The following is a 16919-nucleotide window of genomic DNA, read 5'->3' as shown; positions in this document are numbered from 1 at the left end:
ATTGTTTGACAAAATTAATTTCACAATACAGGATTTAATCTAAAAAAACAAAGCAGATTGAAAAAGCAACTATACATCTATGCAGTTCTAATTATTTTGTTTGTAGCCTACAATTTTTACAAACCCATCAAAGATGAGCGAACAGACGCAGTCATCAACATATTGTTTACCAGCGTATTATTCCTATACATTGCATATATTGCTTATCTCGTTCTCAAGAAAATCGGAAAGAAAGAGAAATAGATTCTTATTTATAACAATTCTAAATTTTCAAAAAGAGACTTTTGTCTGCTCTTCATAAGGGCGATAATTTACTATATTAAATCTTTATTTAGTATTTTTGCATAGTTAAATTTAGACTTTATGAATTTACCAGAAAATTATATTCCTATACTTATTCAAGCGGCAGTTGGCCTTGGATTCGTAGCCGTTTCTTTGCTTGGTGCGCATTATTTGGGTCCAAAACAAAAGAAAGGAAACTCTGTTAAAAACCAAAGCTGGGAATGCGGTGTAGCTGTTGAAGGAAACGCAAGAACACCTTTTTCAATCAAATACTTTTTGACTGCGGTCTTGTTTGTTCTATTCGATATAGAAATCGTATTTTTTTATCCTTATGCTGTTAACTTCAGAGAATTTGGAATGGAAGGCTTTTTAGCGGTTCTTACATTCTTAGCTATTTTCTTTGTAGCATTTTTCTATGTTTGGAAACGTGGCGCACTAGATTGGGATAAATAATAACTTCGAGAGTTTGAGGGTCGGAGCGTTTGAATTTCAAACCTCAAATTTCAAATTTTAAATTAAAAGAAATGTCAGATAAAAAACCAGTAATAATAACAGATGCGCCAGCTCCTGAAGGATTTGAAGGAGAAGGATTTTTCGCAACTAAACTGAGCAGCGTCATCGGGATGGCAAGAAAGTTCTCACTTTGGCCTTTACCGTTTGCAACGTCTTGTTGTGGTATCGAATTTATGGCGACATTGAATCCAACTTATGATGCTTCAAGATTTGGAATGGAAAGAAACTCTTTCTCCCCAAGACAGGCAGATATGTTGATGGTTTGCGGAACTATTTCTAAGAAATTAGGACCAGTTTTGAAAGAAGTTTATACCCAAATGGCCGAGCCAAAATGGGTAGTTGCTGTTGGCGCTTGTGCTTCCAGCGGCGGTATTTTTGATACTTATTCTGTTTTACAGGGGATTGACAAAATCATTCCTGTTGATGTTTACGTTCCAGGCTGTCCGCCAAGACCTGAGCAAATCATAGAAGGTGTAATGCAAGTTCAAGCTTTGGTAGAAAGCGAAAGCATCAGAAGAAGAGATATGCCAGAATATCAGCATTTGTTAGATTCTTACAATATTAGCAACTAAGAGAAAATGACGAACGAATTTGTATTAGAAGCTATCACAAGAGAATTTCCTGAATCTGTAATTTCAAGTTCAGAACCTTATGGAATGTTGACGATTGAAATCAAAAAAGATGATATCAAGAAAGTGATTCATTATCTTAAAGATTCTACTTTGGAATTTAATTTCCTTACTGATATCTGTGGAATTCATTATCCTGAAACTCCTGAAAAAGAAATTGGCGTTGTTTATCATTTGCATAATTTGATGGCTAATTTCAGATTGCGTCTTAAAATCTTTATGACAAGAGAAAACATCGAGGTTGATTCTCTTGTAGAATTATATGCTGGCGCCAACTGGATGGAAAGAGAGACTTATGATTTCTATGGAATTAAATTCAAAGGACATCCTGACTTGAGACCTATCCTTAATATGGAAGACCTTGGATATCATCCAATGCTGAAGGAATATCGTTTGGAAGACGGAACAAGAACTGACAAGAACGATAGTATGTTCGGAAGATAAATATAAATGATTGATGATAATCGAGAAATCAATTATCTCATCAAATATCAATTATAATATGAAAGATAACTCATTATCTAATATACTTAACCAATACGACAGTAAGGAACAAATCGACGGACAATTGTACACGTTGAACCTTGGTCCTACTCACCCAGCGACTCACGGGATTTTCCAGAACGTTCTTACAATGGATGGCGAAAGAATCCTTCACGCAGAGCAGACTGTTGGTTATATCCATAGAGCATTTGAAAAGATTTCTGAAAGAAGAAATTTTGCTCAAATTACTACTCTTACAGACCGTATGAACTATTGTTCTGCTCCAATCAATAATTTGGGTTGGCATATGACAGTAGAAAAACTGATTGGTGTCAAAGTTCCAAAACGTGTAGATTATATGCGTGTTATTTTGATGGAATTGGCAAGAATTGGTGACCACTTGATTTGTAATGGTGTAACCGGAATGGACTCAGGAGCGATTACAGGTCTTACTTATATGTTCATCGAAAGAGAGCGTATCTATGATATGTATGAACAAATCTGTGGAGCAAGAATGACGACCAACATGGGAAGAATCGGAGGATTCGAAAGAGATTTCACACCGAAGTTCCACGAGTTGTTGAAAGACTTCTTGAAAACTTTCCCTGCAAGATTTGCAGAATTCGGTCAATTATTAGAAAGAAACAGAATCTTTATGGACAGAACGATTGGCGCAGGTGCAATCTCAGCAGAAAGAGCTTTGAGCTACGGGTTCACTGGTCCAAACTTGCGTGCAGCCGGCGTTGATTATGATGTAAGAGTTGCACAGCCTTATTCTTCTTATGAAGATTTTGATTTTATTATTCCTGTGGGAACTGCTGGAGATACTTACGACCGTTTTATGGTTCGTCAGCAGGAGATCTGGGAATCTTTGAAAATCATTAATCAAGCTTACGACAATCTGCCGGAAGGTCCTTTCCACGCAGATGTTCCAGAATTTTATCTTCCTGAAAAAGCAGACGTTTATCAAAAAATGGAAGCTTTGATTTACCATTTCAAAATTGTAATGGGAGAAACAGATGTTCCTAAAGGCGAAGTTTACCACGCTGTTGAGGGTGGAAATGGAGAATTAGGATTCTATCTTGTAAGTGATGGTGGAAGAACTCCTTACAGACTGCACTTCAGAAGACCTTGTTTCATCTATTATCAAGCGTATCCGGAAATGATTCAGGGTTCTGTAATTTCTGATGCAATCGTAACAATGTGTAGTATGAATATTATTGCGGGAGAATTAGACGCATAAATGAAATTATAGATTTTGGATTATAAATTTTAAATTAATCTAAAATCTTTAAATATAAATTAATATCAAAATTGATAAGATTTTTAGAACTACGATTTTCATCTAAAATCTAAAATCTAAAATCTAAAATCTTTAAATATGAGCGAAACAATTGCTTTTAAACCTGAAAGCTTAGCACAGGTTCATAAAATTATCGCAAGATATCCGGAAGGAAGACAAAAGTCTGCTCTTATTCCTGTTTTGCATTTGGCACAAAAAGAATTTGATGGTTGGCTGGCTGTTCCGGTAATGGATTATGTTGCAGAATTATTGAGTATCACTCCTATTGAAGTATATGAAGTAGCAACTTTCTATACAATGTTCAATATGAAGCCGGTTGGGAAATATGTTTTGGAAGTTTGCAGAACCGGTCCTTGTATGCTGAAAGGAAGTGATAATATTCTAGACCATATCCGAAAGAAACTGAATATCAAAGACGGAGGAACTTCTGAAGACGGATTATTCACTTTGAAACCAGCTGAATGTCTTGGAGCGTGTGGATATGCACCAATGATGCAGTTGGGAAAATTCTTTCACGAAAATTTAACAATAGAAAAAGTTGACGAGATTCTTGACCTTTGCAGACAAGGAGCCATCGCTTTAGATTAATATTAAAGAAATGGGTAAAAAACTTTTACTTAAAAATGCACATATAGAGGGAATTCGTTATTTCGAAACTTATCGTAAACACGGTGGTTACGAAGCAGCGGAAAAAGCTCTTAAAATGAAACCTGAAGAAATCTTGGAAGAGGTTAAGACTTCCGGACTTCGTGGTCGTGGTGGCGCTGGTTTCCCGACAGGAATGAAGTGGAGTTTCCTTGCAAAGCCAGAAGGTGTTCCAAGACACTTGGTTGTTAATGCTGATGAATCTGAACCAGGGACTTTCAAAGACAGATATCTAATGGAGTTTCTTCCTCATCTTTTGATTGAAGGAATGTTGATTTCGTCTTATACTTTAGGTTCTAATACATCCTATATATATATAAGAGGAGAATATTCTTGGATTCCGGATATTTTGGAAGAAGCCATCGAGGAAGCAAAAGCCGCAGGATTTCTTGGAAAAAATATTTTAGGAACTGGTTATGATTTGGAAATTTATGTTCAAAGAGGTGGTGGAGCTTACATCTGTGGTGAAGAAACTGCATTGCTTGAATCTCTTGAAGGAAGAAGAGGAAATCCAAGACTTAAACCACCTTTCCCAGCTGTAAAAGGACTTTGGGAAAGACCAACGGTTGTTAATAATGTGGAGTCTATTGCAGCAGTTGTTCCAATCATCGAAATTGGTGGTGCTGAATATGCTAAAATAGGTGTAGGAAGGTCAACAGGAACTAAATTGATTTCTGCTTGTGGTAACATCAATAAACCTGGTGTTTACGAAATCGATATGACAATTACGGTTGAGGAATTCATTTATTCTGATGAATATTGTGGTGGAATACCAAATGGTAAAAAACTGAAAGCTTGTATTCCTGGAGGAAGTTCTGTTCCAATTGTTCCGGCAAATCTTTTATTGAAAACAATCAATGGTGAACCAAGATATATGAATTATGAATCTCTTGCTGACGGTGGTTTTGCTACCGGAACAATGATGGGTTCAGGAGGATTTATTGTGTTGGATGAAGACCAATGTGTAGTTAATCATACTATGACTTTAGCAAGATTCTACAACCACGAGAGTTGCGGACAATGTACACCTTGCCGTGAAGGAACTGGGTGGATGTACAAAATCTTGAAAAAAATAGAAAAAGGAGAAGGCAAAATGGAAGACATCGATTTGCTTTGGGACATCCAAAGAAAAATCGAAGGAAATACTATTTGTCCTCTTGGAGACGCAGCAGCTTGGCCGGTTGCAGCAGCCATCAGACATTTCAGAGACGAGTTCGAATGGCACGTTAACAATCCTGAGTTGAGCCAGACTCAAAATTACGGAATAGCAAATTATGCAGATCCTATTCCGGCTGTTAGTAACAGTTAAATAAAGATTTAATAGAATCTGTTTTTTCAAATTCACTAGAAATAATGAAGAAGTTCTTTGAATTAGTTTTTGTATTTTTTGTAGGAACAACAATGTTGTTTGGACAAAATCAAGACACAGTTGATAATTCCGGATATAACCAATCTAAGTTTTCCAAAGGAACAATGTTTGTTTTTTGGGGTTGGAACAGAGCAGGATTCAGTAAGTCTGATATTAGGTTTAAAGGAAATGGATATGATTTTACTTTAAATAATGTAGTAGCGCACGACAGACCGTCAGAATTAAGTTGGGATTACATTAATCCGGGAGAGGTTTCCAAACCACAATTTAATTTTAGATTTGGTTATTTTATCAAAGATAATTTGGCAATTGTAATAGCGCAAGATCATATGAAATATGTGATGGATCAAGATCAGACTGTTGATATTAATGGTCATATTTCGGATCCAACTTATGCTAATATGATTCAAAATGGAAAAATTGATTTAACCAATGCAGAGTTTTTAACTTTCGAGCACACCGATGGTTTAAATTATGTAAATGTAGGTCTTGAGAAATACAAAAACGTATTATCCAAAAAAGATTTTAATCTATTTTGGGCTTACGGAGCAGGAGCAGGCGTTCTTTTCCCGAAAAGTAATGTTAAACTTTTTGGAAACGAAAGAAGTGACAGGTTTCACGTTGCAGGATTTGGATTGGATGCAAGAACTAACATCAATGCTGTTTTCTGGAATCATTGGATGGCAAGAGTAGAAGGAAAATTCGGTTATATTAATATGCCGGATATCAAAACAACCCTTAATAATAAACCTGATAAAGCGAGTCAGGACTTCGTATTCTACCAAGTTAATTTTGGAATCGGATATGTATTTAATAGAAAAATAAAAAATTAAGATATTTTAAATATATCTTAGAAAATAAATAGAATTGACATAAGATTTGGAACAAGGATTTTCATCTAAAATCTAAAATCTAAAATCTAAAATCTTGAAATATGAGCGAAGAAGTCAAAAAATTTAAAGTAACCATAGACGGACAAACTACCGAAGTTTTGCCTGGTACTTCTATCTTGGAAGCTGCAAGACAAATCGGAGGGAAATCTGTTCCACCTGCAATGTGCTACTATAGCAAACTGGAAACCAGCGGAGGACGATGCAGAACGTGTTTGGTAGAAGTTTCCAAAGGCTCCGAAGCGGATCCTAGACCAATGCCGAAGTTAGTCGCAAGTTGCAGAACTGGTGTTATGGACGGAATGGAAGTGAAAAACTTGACTTCTGAAAAAGCACAGGAAGGTAGAAAAGCGGTTACAGAATTCCTTTTGGTAAATCACCCGTTGGATTGTCCTGTTTGTGATCAGGCTGGAGAATGTCATCTTCAGGATTTGGGTTACGAGCACGGAAATCTTGAAACCAGAACTGAATTCGAAAGAAATACTTATGATGCAGACGACATTGGTCCAAACATCAAATTGAATATGAACCGTTGCATCCTTTGCGCAAGATGTGTATTGGCTGCCAATCAGTTGACTGAAAAAAGAGAACACGGAATTCTTTACAGAGGAGATCACGCAGAGATTTCAACAATGTTGAACAAAGCTTTGGACAATGATTTCATCGGAAACGTTATTGATGTTTGTCCGGTGGGAGCTTTGACTGATAGAACCGCGAGATTTGCAAGCAGAGTTTGGTTTACTAAACCGTACAATGCGACTTGTACTTGTACAAAATGCAGCGGAAAAGCAGTCCTTTGGATGAAAGGTGATGAAGTGGTGAGAGTAACGGCAAGAAAAGACCAATACGGAGAAGTAGAAGATTGGATTTGCGACGAATGCCGTTTCCACAAAAAAGATACTTCTCTTTGGAACATCGAAGGACCAAGACACATCGACAGACATTCTGTAATCTCTCTTAACCATTACGAGAAAAAAACAGATAGCTACAATGTTTTAGATAATCCTGAAGCCAAAGAAATTGGTGTTGCAGACGAAAAAGAAATTGAAAAATTAGATAGTTAATTTAAAATTGTAAGCTTAGCTTTATAGAATTTTAAATTTTGAACTTTAAAAAATAATATGGAATTACTGACTTTTAAAATCATATTAGTATTGGCGCTGTTCCTTCTGGCACTTACTATCGCTGCCTACTCTACTTGGGCAGAAAGAAAAGTGGCGTCTATTATGCAAGATAGGATTGGACCAAACAGAGCTGGACCATTCGGATTATTGCAACCTTTGGCAGATGGTGGTAAATTTTTCTTCAAGGAGGATTTTACACCTGCTAATGCCGAAAAATTCCTTTTCATCTTAGGCCCGTCATTGGTAATGTTCATCTCATTAATTACTGGAGCAGTAATTCCTTGGGGTAAAACATTGAATTTCGGAGGTGTTTCTTACGATCTTCAAGTGGCTAATATTGATGTCGGCGTTCTTTTCATCATCGGTATGGCTTCCATCGGAGTTTACGGAATTATGATTGGAGGCTGGGCTTCCAATAACAAATATTCATTGTTAGGAGCAATCAGAGCTTCTTCTCAGATGATTTCTTACGAATTAGCGATGGGATTAGCGCTTCTTTCAATCATTATGATGACAGGAAGTCTTGACCTTAAAGCTATTTCTGAAGCTCAATCCACTGGAAAAATCTGGGGATTCATTCCTGCAATTTCTGGTATTAATTGGAATATTCTTTACCAGCCTTTAGCATTCTTAATATTTTTTGTTGCTGCTTTGGCAGAAACTAACCGTCACCCTTTCGATTTGCCTGAATGTGAATCCGAATTGGTAACTGGTTATTCTACCGAATATTCATCAATGAAATTAGGATTGTATATGTTCGGCGAATATGTGAATATGTTTATTTCTAATGCATTTATGGTTGTTCTTTTCTTCGGAGGTTACAACTACCCAGGAATTGATTGGGTGACTCATAACTGGGGAGAAAATGCAGCTGGAATATTAAGTATTGTTGCGTTCTTAACAAAAACAATCCTCGGAATTTTGATCTTTATGTGGATCAGATGGACACTTCCGAGATTCAGATATGATCAATTGATGCACCTTGGATGGAAAACTTTGATTCCATTAGCTTTGGTAAATCTAATTGTAACGGGTGCTGTAATTTTAGCATTTGGAAATTAAAACAAATTAATTTGGAATTTAAATTTTGAAATTTGAAATTGTCTCAAACTTCAAATCTCAAATAAAAAAATTAAATAATGAAACTTACTAACAGATCAAAAGTTGTTTCGAATAAAGAAATGACCATTGCGGAAAAGATCTACCTGCCAGCGATCTTCAAAGGAATGGGAATTACTTTTAAGCACGCTGTAAGAACCGTGATGAAAGGTGCGCCTGCAGTTTATTCTTATCCAGAGGTTCAGAAACCAAGAGCCGAAATCTGGAGAGGCCAGCACGTTTTGAAAAGAGACGAGGAAGGAAGAGAAAGATGTACTGCTTGCGGACTGTGTGCGGTTGCCTGCCCTGCGGAAGCTATCACAATGAAAGCTGCCGAAAGAACCAAAGAGGAAAAACACCTTTACAGAGAAGAAAAATATGCTGAGATCTATGAGATCAATATGCTAAGATGTATCTTCTGCGGAATGTGTGAGGAAGCTTGTCCAAAATCCGCTATCTATCTTACAGACAGATTGGTAGATGTAGAGCAGAATAGAAATTCTTTTATCTATGGTAAAGAAAAATTGGTTGAAAAAATTAATGCAAGGATTGATATCACAGAGAGACAATCTGAGAAACAAAAAAATGCAGTAAAATAATGGATCAGTTTTTATTTTTCTTAGTCGCATTTTTTGCAATATCAAGTGCTGTTTACTTTGTATTTGCGAGAAATCCTTTATATGCGATTCTGTCACTTATCGTGACAATGTTCTCGATTGCGGGAATGTACATTCTTCTTAATGCCCAGTTTTTAGGAATCGTTCAGATTATTGTCTATACGGGAGCCATTATGGTATTGTTCCTTTATATACTAATGATGTTAAACCTTAATAAAGAAGATGAAAGTAAGAAGGCCAACCTTCCGAAATTCATTGGAATAATCTCAGTTTGTATCTTGTTCGTAGGAATGTTGGGTGCTTACAGAGGTCTTTCTGGAAAAACAACTGTTGTAGACAATATTGACCATTCGGTTGGTTTGACCAAAAATCTGGGAAGATTATTATTTAACGAATATGTATTGCCATTCGAATTGGCTTCTATCCTGATTTTAGCAGGTATTGTAGGAGCAGTTCTAATCGGTAAAAAAGATTTATAAGATTATGGGAGGAGATGTAAATACATTTATACAGCAGATACCTTTGGAATATTTTATTATTCTGAGTACAGTTTTGTTCTGCCTTGGTGTTTTGGGAGTTTTAATCCGTAAAAATGCCATCGTTATATTAGGATGTGTAGAATTGATGCTTAATTCCGTAAATCTTTTATTAGCAGCTTTTTCTGCTTACAAAGGTGATGGTAACGGTCAACTTTTGGTTTTCTTTATAATGGTGGTTGCGGCAGCGGAAGTAGCTGTAGGATTGGCAATCATCGCAATGATGTACAGAAATACCAAATCTGTAGACGTAAGTATTTTTAATAAATTAAGAGGATAATAAAAGGAATGGAAAATTTAGTTTACGCGATTGTACTTTTACCTTTAGTTGGATTTCTTATCAATGGACTTTTTGGAAAAAATCTTCCGAAGATAGTTGTTGGAAGCCTGGCAACATTGGTAGTTTTCGCTTCGTTTGTTATCACAACAAGTTTATTTTTAGGATTTGATAAAGAAAGTGCCCCTGTTGTTATTAAAGCTTTCGAATGGTTTAGAGTGAACGGGATTCAGGTTAATTTTGGTTTCCAAGTTGACCAATTGTCATTGATGATGGTAATGATTATTACCGGAATTGGGTCATTGATTCACCTTTACTCTATCGGTTATATGAGCCACGACAAAGGTTTTTATAAGTTCTTCACTTACCTGAATCTTTTCATCTTCTCGATGTTGCTTCTGGTTTTAGGAAGCAATTATCTGATTCTTTTCATCGGTTGGGAAGGTGTAGGACTTTGTTCTTATCTATTGATTGGTTTCTGGTACACTAACGAGGAATATGGAAAAGCTGCGAGAAAGGCTTTCATTATGAACCGTATTGGTGACCTTGGATTGTTGATTGGAATTTTCGCAATCGCAGCCAATGTTAATGCTATCGATTATCTTTCTGTCGCTCAAAATGCTTCAAGTTTTGAATTAGACGGAACAACAATTATATTCATCACAGCGAGTTTATTCATCGGAGCAACCGGTAAATCTGCTCAGGTTCCATTATATACTTGGTTACCTGATGCGATGGCTGGACCAACACCGGTTTCTGCATTGATTCACGCTGCAACGATGGTAACGGCTGGTATCTATTTAGTAGTGAGAAGTAACTTCTTATTTACATTAGCACCAACTGTTCAAGACGGAATTTTATTAATCGGATTCTTAACTGCAGCTTTAGCAGGTTTCTACGCACTTCGTCAAAATGATATTAAAAAAGTATTGGCATATTCTACTGTTTCTCAGCTTGGATTTATGTTCATCGCTTTAGGATTAGGTGCTTATACAACGGCAATGTTCCACGTAATGACGCACGCTTTTTTCAAAGCTTTGCTATTCTTAGGAGCTGGTTCTGTCATCCACGCAATGAGCAACGAGCAGGATATGCGTTTTATGGGGGGACTTAAAAAGTATATTCCTATTACTCATATCACTTTCTTGATTGGAACATTAGCAATCTCCGGTTTCCCTTTACTTTCAGGGATGATTTCTAAGGATGAAATTTTGGTTGCAGCTTATGCTAAAAATCCTATTTACTGGGTAATGTTATTCGTGTTAGCAGCTATTACTGCAACTTATATGTTCAGATTGTATTATTTGACTTTCCACGGACAGTTCAGAGGTACAGAAGAACAAAAACATCACTTGCACGAAAGTCCAGTGAATATGACTTTACCATTAATTGTTTTGGCTGTACTTTCAGTGGTTGGAGGTTTTATCAATCTTCCTCACTTCATCGGACACGGTCATTATGCTAAATTAATGGAATGGTTGAAACCTGTTTTAACGGAAGAGAGTTTCAAGCAAATGGAAAATACGCTTTCCGGAGTTGATTTCAATACAGAAATGATTCTTCTAGGCGCAACAATATTGATGTTCTTCACAGTTTGGTTTTTCGTTAAGAATACTTACGTTAAGAAACAGAAAAAAGCACTTCCGGAAGAACAATATTCCGGTTGGGAAAAATTGTCTGCTAAGAAATTATTCATTGATGAGATTTATAATGCTTGCATCGTAAGACCAATTGAAGAGGCTGGAAAGGCAGCTGCAATGTTTGATAAAGCTGTTCTTGACCCGATTGTGAATTTCATCGGATTGGGAGCGCAAGACTCTGGACGAGCGGCAAAACGTCTTCAGAACGGAAACGTGGAAAACTATGTGTTGATAATGTCATTAGCCATAGGAATTGTACTGATTGTTAACTTTTTATTGAAATAATAATGTCCTGTTTACTATTAACATTATTACTTTTACCTCTCGTAGGTTCGGGTTTACTATTTTTCTGGAAGAATCCTTCTAGTAAATATATCGCATTGGCTTTTGCTCTTGCAGAGATGTTCATCGCATTCTATATCTTAGGAAATTTCGATTTCCACCCGACTGTAGATGCGCCATTGCAATACGAAATCACTTATCCGTGGTCGAACTACATCAAGAGTAGTATCAATTTCGGAATTGACGGAATGAGTATGCTAATGGTTCTATTAACCAACATCTTAGTTCTATTGATTATCCTTTCTTCTTACAATGAGAGCAAAGGTTATCCTAATTCTTTCTACGCATTGATATTATTGATGCAATTCGGATTGTTAGGTGTTTTTACTTCGTTGGACGGATTGTTGTTCTACATCTTCTGGGAAGTAACATTGATTCCAATCTGGTTAATCGCCGGAATCTGGGGACAAGAAGATAAGCGAATCAAATTCACGACAAAATTCTTTGTTTATACATTCGTAGGGTCGTTGTTTATGTTGATTGGTTTAATCTACGTTTACAATCACGCTGCATCATTTGCACTGACAGATCTTTACAATGCAGACCTTAATATTAATGAACAAACAGTAATCTTCTGGTTTATTTTCTTTGCTTTCGCAGTTAAATTACCAGTATTTCCTTTCCATACTTGGCAGCCTGATACTTATACTTATTCTCCGACTCAAGGGTCAATGTTGTTATCAGGAATTATGCTGAAGATGGCTGTTTATGGAGTAATGAGATATTTGCTTCCTATCACGCCATTAGCAATCGGAGGAATTTCCGGAGAAATCGTGATTATCCTTTCTGTAATCGGAATTATTTACGGTGCTTTAATCGCTTTGATTTCTACAGATACTAAACGATTGATTGCTTACTCTTCTCTATCTCACGTTGGATTAATTGTAGCCGGTATTTTTGCTTCTGCAGTTGTTACTATGAGAGTTGGATTAGATTTCGAAGGTGCTCAAGGTGCAATGATTCAAAGTTTTGCTCACGGTATCAACGTTGTTGGATTGTTTTATTGTGCAGATATTCTTTACAAAAGATTTAAGACAAGAGATATTCGTCAAATGGGAGGTTTGGCAAAAGTCGCTCCTAAATTTGCAATCTTGTTTATGATTATCTTGTTGGGAGCAACAGGAGTTCCATTAACCAACGGATTCATCGGAGAATTTATCTTATTGAAATCAGTTTTCACTTACAATGTATTAATGGCTGTTTTAGCTGGTTTGACATTGATTCTTTGTGCCGCTTATATGTTGAGATTCTACGGAAAAGCAATGTTTGGAAAAGGAGACGATGCAATTTTGGCAACAGCAAAAGATATCAGCAGTGTTGAGTTTACAGTTTTAGCAAGTTTAGCAGTTTTTGTAATTGTTCTGGGTGTTTATCCACAACCGGTTATCGAAATGGTGACAAGCTCTGTGAGATTCATTTATGCATCAATGCTTAATTAATTGAAGAATTAATAGATTAAAAATTTAGAAATTAGAAAGAGACTATGAAAATTGAGAATATCAAATTTCTAATCTCAAATCTCAAACATATATTATGAGTGTTTTAATAGTTTTATTCCTTACAGCAATTCTGGTATTATTCTCAGGAGTTTTTGAGAAAGGAAAATATGCGAGATATATCGGAATCTTAGGATTAATCGTTGGTCTGGGAATCAGTTTTCTTCCGGAATGTGAGTTTTTCGCTCAGTACAAATCAATGTATGACTACAGCTACAATGCAGCTTTGTTCACAAAAGTATCGATTGTTGTCACTACTCTATTATTCTTTTTGGGAGGATTTGCATTCAGCAATCACAGAAGTCATCAGTCAGAATTATATGCATTGATGTTGTTTGCTCTTTGTGGCGGAATCGTATTGTTCGGGTTCCAAAACTTGGTAACATTATTCATCGGGATAGAAATCTTGTCAATTCCTTTGTATGTCATGGCCGGAGCTAATAAAACCGACCTTCGTTCCACAGAAGCTTCTATGAAATACTTCTTGATGGGAGCATTCGCAACAGGATTTCTTTTGTTTGGAGTAGCTTTGGTTTATGGAAGCGCAGGAAGTTTTGATCTTTATGCGATTCACGATTTTGCTTACAACAATCCTAAGAACTTAATGCTGATTATGGGAGCTATCTTGATGTTGTCTGCATTAGCTTTCAAAGTATCATTAGCACCTTTCCATATGTGGAGTCCGGATGTTTATCAAGGAGCACCTTCTTTGATTACAGCATTTATGGCTTCGGTTGTTAAGATTTCAGGTTTCTTTGCTTTGTTCAAATTAATGACGATTGCTTTCGGTGGAATTGCCGGAGATTGGATTAATATTTTAGGCGTTTTCATCATCCTAACTTTGCTTTTGGCAAACGTAATGGGATTGGTACAAACCAATGCAAAAAGAATGTTGGCCTACTCTTCTGTTTCTCACGCAGGTTATATTTCATTGATATTTTTCGGAATCAATAACTTCTCTGCTTATATTTTAGGTTATTATTTATTCGCCTATTCATTAGCAACAGTTGGGGTTTTCATCAGCTTGATTTGGGTTGAGAAAATTAAAAAAGAAACTTCTATTCCTGCCTTCAACGGGCTTGGAAAAAAAGAACCAATATTAGCAGTAGTTTCTACAATCTCTATGCTTTCAATGGCAGGGATTCCTTTGACAGCAGGTTTCATTGGAAAGTTAGGAATCTTCAACCAAGCAATTGGCGGACATTATGAATTCTTGGTTCTGATTGCTGTTCTAGGTTCAGCATTGAGTATCGCTTATTATCTAAGATTGATTATAGCAATGTTCTTCTACAAAGAACACACATTCACAGCAGCAGAAACTTCTACTATTACTTACAAGATTGTTTCTGTAGTGATTATTGTAGCGTTAGTTGCAATGGGAATTGTTCCAGATTTGTTTGCTAAACTATTCGGATTGTAAAAATTCAACAAAATAAAATATAAACCTGATTCCATTTGAGTCAGGTTTTTTTATTAATAATTTGGGCGCCTTAATCCGCCCTCCGTTCCCGCTTTTTTCTTTTTATTCAAAAAGAAAAAGAGCTCCACTCAGGTCGGGGCGCAGATTCCAGCACAAAACAAACATTCACTATAATAATAAACTTTTGTTTAATTTTTCACTGTTAATTCTATCAAAAAACTTAATTTTATTCAAAATTATTTATCAATGAAGAGATTATTAATGTTTTTCTGTTTTGTAACAGTTAGTTTAGGTTTTGCACAAACCAATTCTGTTGAAGAAAACTACACAAAAAAGGAAGTTTACATCCCGATGCGAGACGGAACTAAATTGTTCACCATCATTTATACCCCAAAAGAAATTTCAAAAAGTAATAAGTATCCGTTCATTATGAACAGAACTTGTTACAGCATCGCACCATACGGAGAAACTAATTTCAGAAAGAAACTGAGCCCCAACAAATTCATTGAAGATGAAAAATACATCTTCGTTTTCCAAGATGTTCGTGGCAGATATATGAGCGAAGGCACTTTCACGAATATGACGCCGCAAGTGGACCACAAAACTAAAAAAGATGTCGACGAAAGCACAGATACTTATGACACGGTTGATTGGTTGGTAAAAAATGTTCAGAACAACAATGGAAAAGTGGGACAATACGGAACATCTTATCCCGGATTTTATACAGCTGTAGGAACTTTAGCAAATCACCCTGCTTTAGTTGCCTCTTCTCCACAAGCGCCAATTTCTGATTTTTGGTTTGACGATTTTCATCACAACGGCGCTTTTTTAATGGGTTATTTCAAAACCTTCCCTGTTTTTGGCGTTCAAAAAACTAAGCCAGAAAAAGAATCTTGGTTCGCAGACAAAATGATAAAACCAACTTCTGATGACGGATATCTTTTCTATAAAAATATGGGAACATTGAAAGATGGCGTGGACAAATATTATAAAGACAATTTCTTTATGCAGGAAGTGGTTGAACATCCCAGCTACGATGATTTCTGGAAAAAAAGAGATTTGATTCCTCATCTTAAAAACATCAATCACGCTGTAATGACTGTCGGTGGTTGGTTTGATGCAGAAGACTTACGCGGTCCTTTAGAAATTTATAAAACGATTGAAAAGACAAGCCCAAAAGCTAAAAACACGATTGTAATGGGACCTTTTTCACACGGTGGTTGGAACAGAGAAGATGGCAAACATTTTCATAATGATATCTATTTCGGAGACAGTATTGCGACTTATTATCAGAAAAATATTGAGCAGCCTTTCTTCCATCATTATTTGAAAGAAGATTCTAAAACTGCAGCAAAACTTCCTGAAGCTTATATGTTTGACACTGGCAAAAAACAATGGGAACAGTTTGAAACTTGGCCTCCAAAGCAAAGTCAAAAAGTAACTTTTTATCTTGACAATTCTGGAACATTAGCTAAGAATATTCTAAATCAAGTTGCTTTTTCAGAATATACTTCTGACCCAAACAAACCGGTTCTAAGCAGCGAGAATTATAAGGATATGAATGGTTTCACGCCGAGAAATTATATGAGCGAAGACCAGCGTTTTGCTAGTTATAGACCTGATGTCCTTACATTTACAACAGAGGTATTGGACAATGATTTGACATTAGCTGGAGAAATCTTGGCAAAATTGAAAATAGCTTCCACCTCTACCGATGCGGATTTTGTTGTCAAATTAATTGATGTTTATCCTGCTGATGAAAAAGCCAATAAAGATAAACCAGGTGTAGTTTACGCCAATTATCATCAAATGGTAAGAAGCGAAATAATGCCGGCAAGATTCCGTAATAGTTTTGAAAAACCAGAAGCTCTTATTCCTAATCAGGAAACCAACGTGGATGTCAAATTACAAGATGTTTTGCACACGTTTAAAAAAGGACATAAAATCCAGATTCAGGTACAGAGTACTTGGTTTCCTTTGATGACAATCAATCCTCAAAAGTTTCTTGAAAACCAATACAAAGCAACAAAAGAAGATTATACAAAAGCGAATATCAAAGTTTTCAACAGTAGTTCAATCGAAGTTGAAGTTCTTAAATAGTCGTTCCTTAACAAAACCCACTATTTAATTTATTTTTAAAAACAGGATTAGAAAACAGCATAATTTGTATCTTATAAAATAAGAAAATAATTTTCTGTTTCAGTAGTTCCATCATTTTCTTCATGTTCCAAGCGGTTGCAGCTAGTAATGCATTG

Annotated in this window: 17 protein-coding genes; all 17 read left to right on the top strand. The window is 36.1% G+C overall.

The window, feature by feature from the left end:
• Window positions 1–57: 57 nt before the first annotated feature.
• The 17 genes from DRF58_RS09545 to DRF58_RS09465 all read left to right on the top strand — a co-directional run bounded on the left by DRF58_RS09545 (window position 58) and on the right by DRF58_RS09465 (window position 16764).
• Complete coding sequence (locus DRF58_RS09545; protein WP_116034970.1) at window positions 58–243, top strand: hypothetical protein; 186 nt, start codon at window positions 58–60, stop codon at window positions 241–243.
• A 120-nt stretch (window positions 244–363) separates the two neighbouring features.
• Complete coding sequence (locus tag DRF58_RS09540; protein WP_116034968.1) at window positions 364–735, top strand: NADH-quinone oxidoreductase subunit A; 372 nt, start codon at window positions 364–366, stop codon at window positions 733–735.
• A gap of 71 nt (window positions 736–806) precedes the next feature.
• Entirely contained in the window at window positions 807–1367 is a 561-nt protein-coding gene (locus tag DRF58_RS09535; protein WP_116035057.1) for an NADH-quinone oxidoreductase subunit B, read from the top strand.
• A 6-nt stretch (window positions 1368–1373) separates the two neighbouring features.
• Window positions 1374–1868, top strand: coding sequence for an NADH-quinone oxidoreductase subunit C (locus tag DRF58_RS09530; protein ID WP_116034966.1), 495 nt, complete (start codon window positions 1374–1376; stop codon window positions 1866–1868).
• Window positions 1869–1926: 58 nt separating this feature from the next.
• Window positions 1927–3150, top strand: coding sequence for an NADH-quinone oxidoreductase subunit D (locus DRF58_RS09525; RefSeq protein WP_116035056.1), 1224 nt, complete (start codon window positions 1927–1929; stop codon window positions 3148–3150).
• Window positions 3151–3288: 138 nt separating this feature from the next.
• Complete coding sequence (locus DRF58_RS09520; RefSeq protein ID WP_116034965.1) at window positions 3289–3798, top strand: NADH-quinone oxidoreductase subunit NuoE family protein; 510 nt, start codon at window positions 3289–3291, stop codon at window positions 3796–3798.
• 10 nt (window positions 3799–3808) lie between these two features.
• The gene (nuoF, locus tag DRF58_RS09515; RefSeq protein ID WP_116034963.1) at window positions 3809–5164 is read left to right on the top strand and encodes an NADH-quinone oxidoreductase subunit NuoF; all 1356 of its coding nucleotides are present in this window, start codon (window positions 3809–3811) and stop codon (window positions 5162–5164) included.
• A gap of 44 nt (window positions 5165–5208) precedes the next feature.
• Complete coding sequence (locus DRF58_RS09510; RefSeq protein ID WP_116034961.1) at window positions 5209–6057, top strand: hypothetical protein; 849 nt, start codon at window positions 5209–5211, stop codon at window positions 6055–6057.
• 101 nt (window positions 6058–6158) lie between these two features.
• Window positions 6159–7178 (top strand): 2Fe-2S iron-sulfur cluster-binding protein, encoded by a 1020-nt coding sequence (locus tag DRF58_RS09505; protein WP_116034959.1) that lies wholly within the window; start codon window positions 6159–6161, stop codon window positions 7176–7178.
• A 57-nt stretch (window positions 7179–7235) separates the two neighbouring features.
• Window positions 7236–8300, top strand: coding sequence for an NADH-quinone oxidoreductase subunit NuoH (gene nuoH / locus DRF58_RS09500; protein WP_116034958.1), 1065 nt, complete (start codon window positions 7236–7238; stop codon window positions 8298–8300).
• Between the two features lie 77 nt (window positions 8301–8377).
• Window positions 8378–8935, top strand: a complete 558-nt coding sequence (locus DRF58_RS09495; RefSeq protein WP_116034956.1) for a NuoI/complex I 23 kDa subunit family protein — start codon at window positions 8378–8380, stop codon at window positions 8933–8935.
• Window positions 8935–9432, top strand: coding sequence for an NADH-quinone oxidoreductase subunit J family protein (locus DRF58_RS09490; RefSeq protein WP_116034954.1), 498 nt, complete (start codon window positions 8935–8937; stop codon window positions 9430–9432). Before DRF58_RS09495 ends, DRF58_RS09490 begins: the two co-directional genes overlap by 1 nt.
• Window positions 9433–9436: 4 nt before the next feature.
• Window positions 9437–9769 carry an NADH-quinone oxidoreductase subunit NuoK gene (gene nuoK / locus DRF58_RS09485; RefSeq protein ID WP_116034952.1) on the top strand — a complete coding sequence of 111 codons (333 nt, stop codon included), beginning with the start codon at window positions 9437–9439 and terminating at the stop codon, window positions 9767–9769.
• Between the two features lie 8 nt (window positions 9770–9777).
• The gene (gene nuoL / locus DRF58_RS09480) at window positions 9778–11691 is read left to right on the top strand and encodes an NADH-quinone oxidoreductase subunit L (protein ID WP_116034950.1); all 1914 of its coding nucleotides are present in this window, start codon (window positions 9778–9780) and stop codon (window positions 11689–11691) included.
• A 2-nt stretch (window positions 11692–11693) separates the two neighbouring features.
• Window positions 11694–13187 carry a complex I subunit 4 family protein gene (locus DRF58_RS09475; protein WP_116034949.1) on the top strand — a complete coding sequence of 498 codons (1494 nt, stop codon included), beginning with the start codon at window positions 11694–11696 and terminating at the stop codon, window positions 13185–13187.
• 94 nt (window positions 13188–13281) lie between these two features.
• A complete protein-coding gene (locus DRF58_RS09470) occupies window positions 13282–14664 on the top strand; it encodes an NADH-quinone oxidoreductase subunit N (protein ID WP_116034947.1) in 1383 nt (460 codons plus the stop codon).
• 246 nt (window positions 14665–14910) lie between these two features.
• On the top strand, window positions 14911–16764 hold the full coding sequence (locus DRF58_RS09465) for a CocE/NonD family hydrolase (protein ID WP_116034945.1): 1854 nt from the start codon (window positions 14911–14913) through the stop codon (window positions 16762–16764).
• The last annotated feature ends 155 nt before the right edge of the window (window positions 16765–16919 follow it).

Origin of the sequence: Epilithonimonas hispanica (genome assembly GCF_003385395.1) — a bacterium.
Classification (GTDB): domain Bacteria; phylum Bacteroidota; class Bacteroidia; order Flavobacteriales; family Weeksellaceae; genus Epilithonimonas; species Epilithonimonas hispanica.
This window is presented reverse-complemented; position numbering and strand designations above follow the sequence as displayed.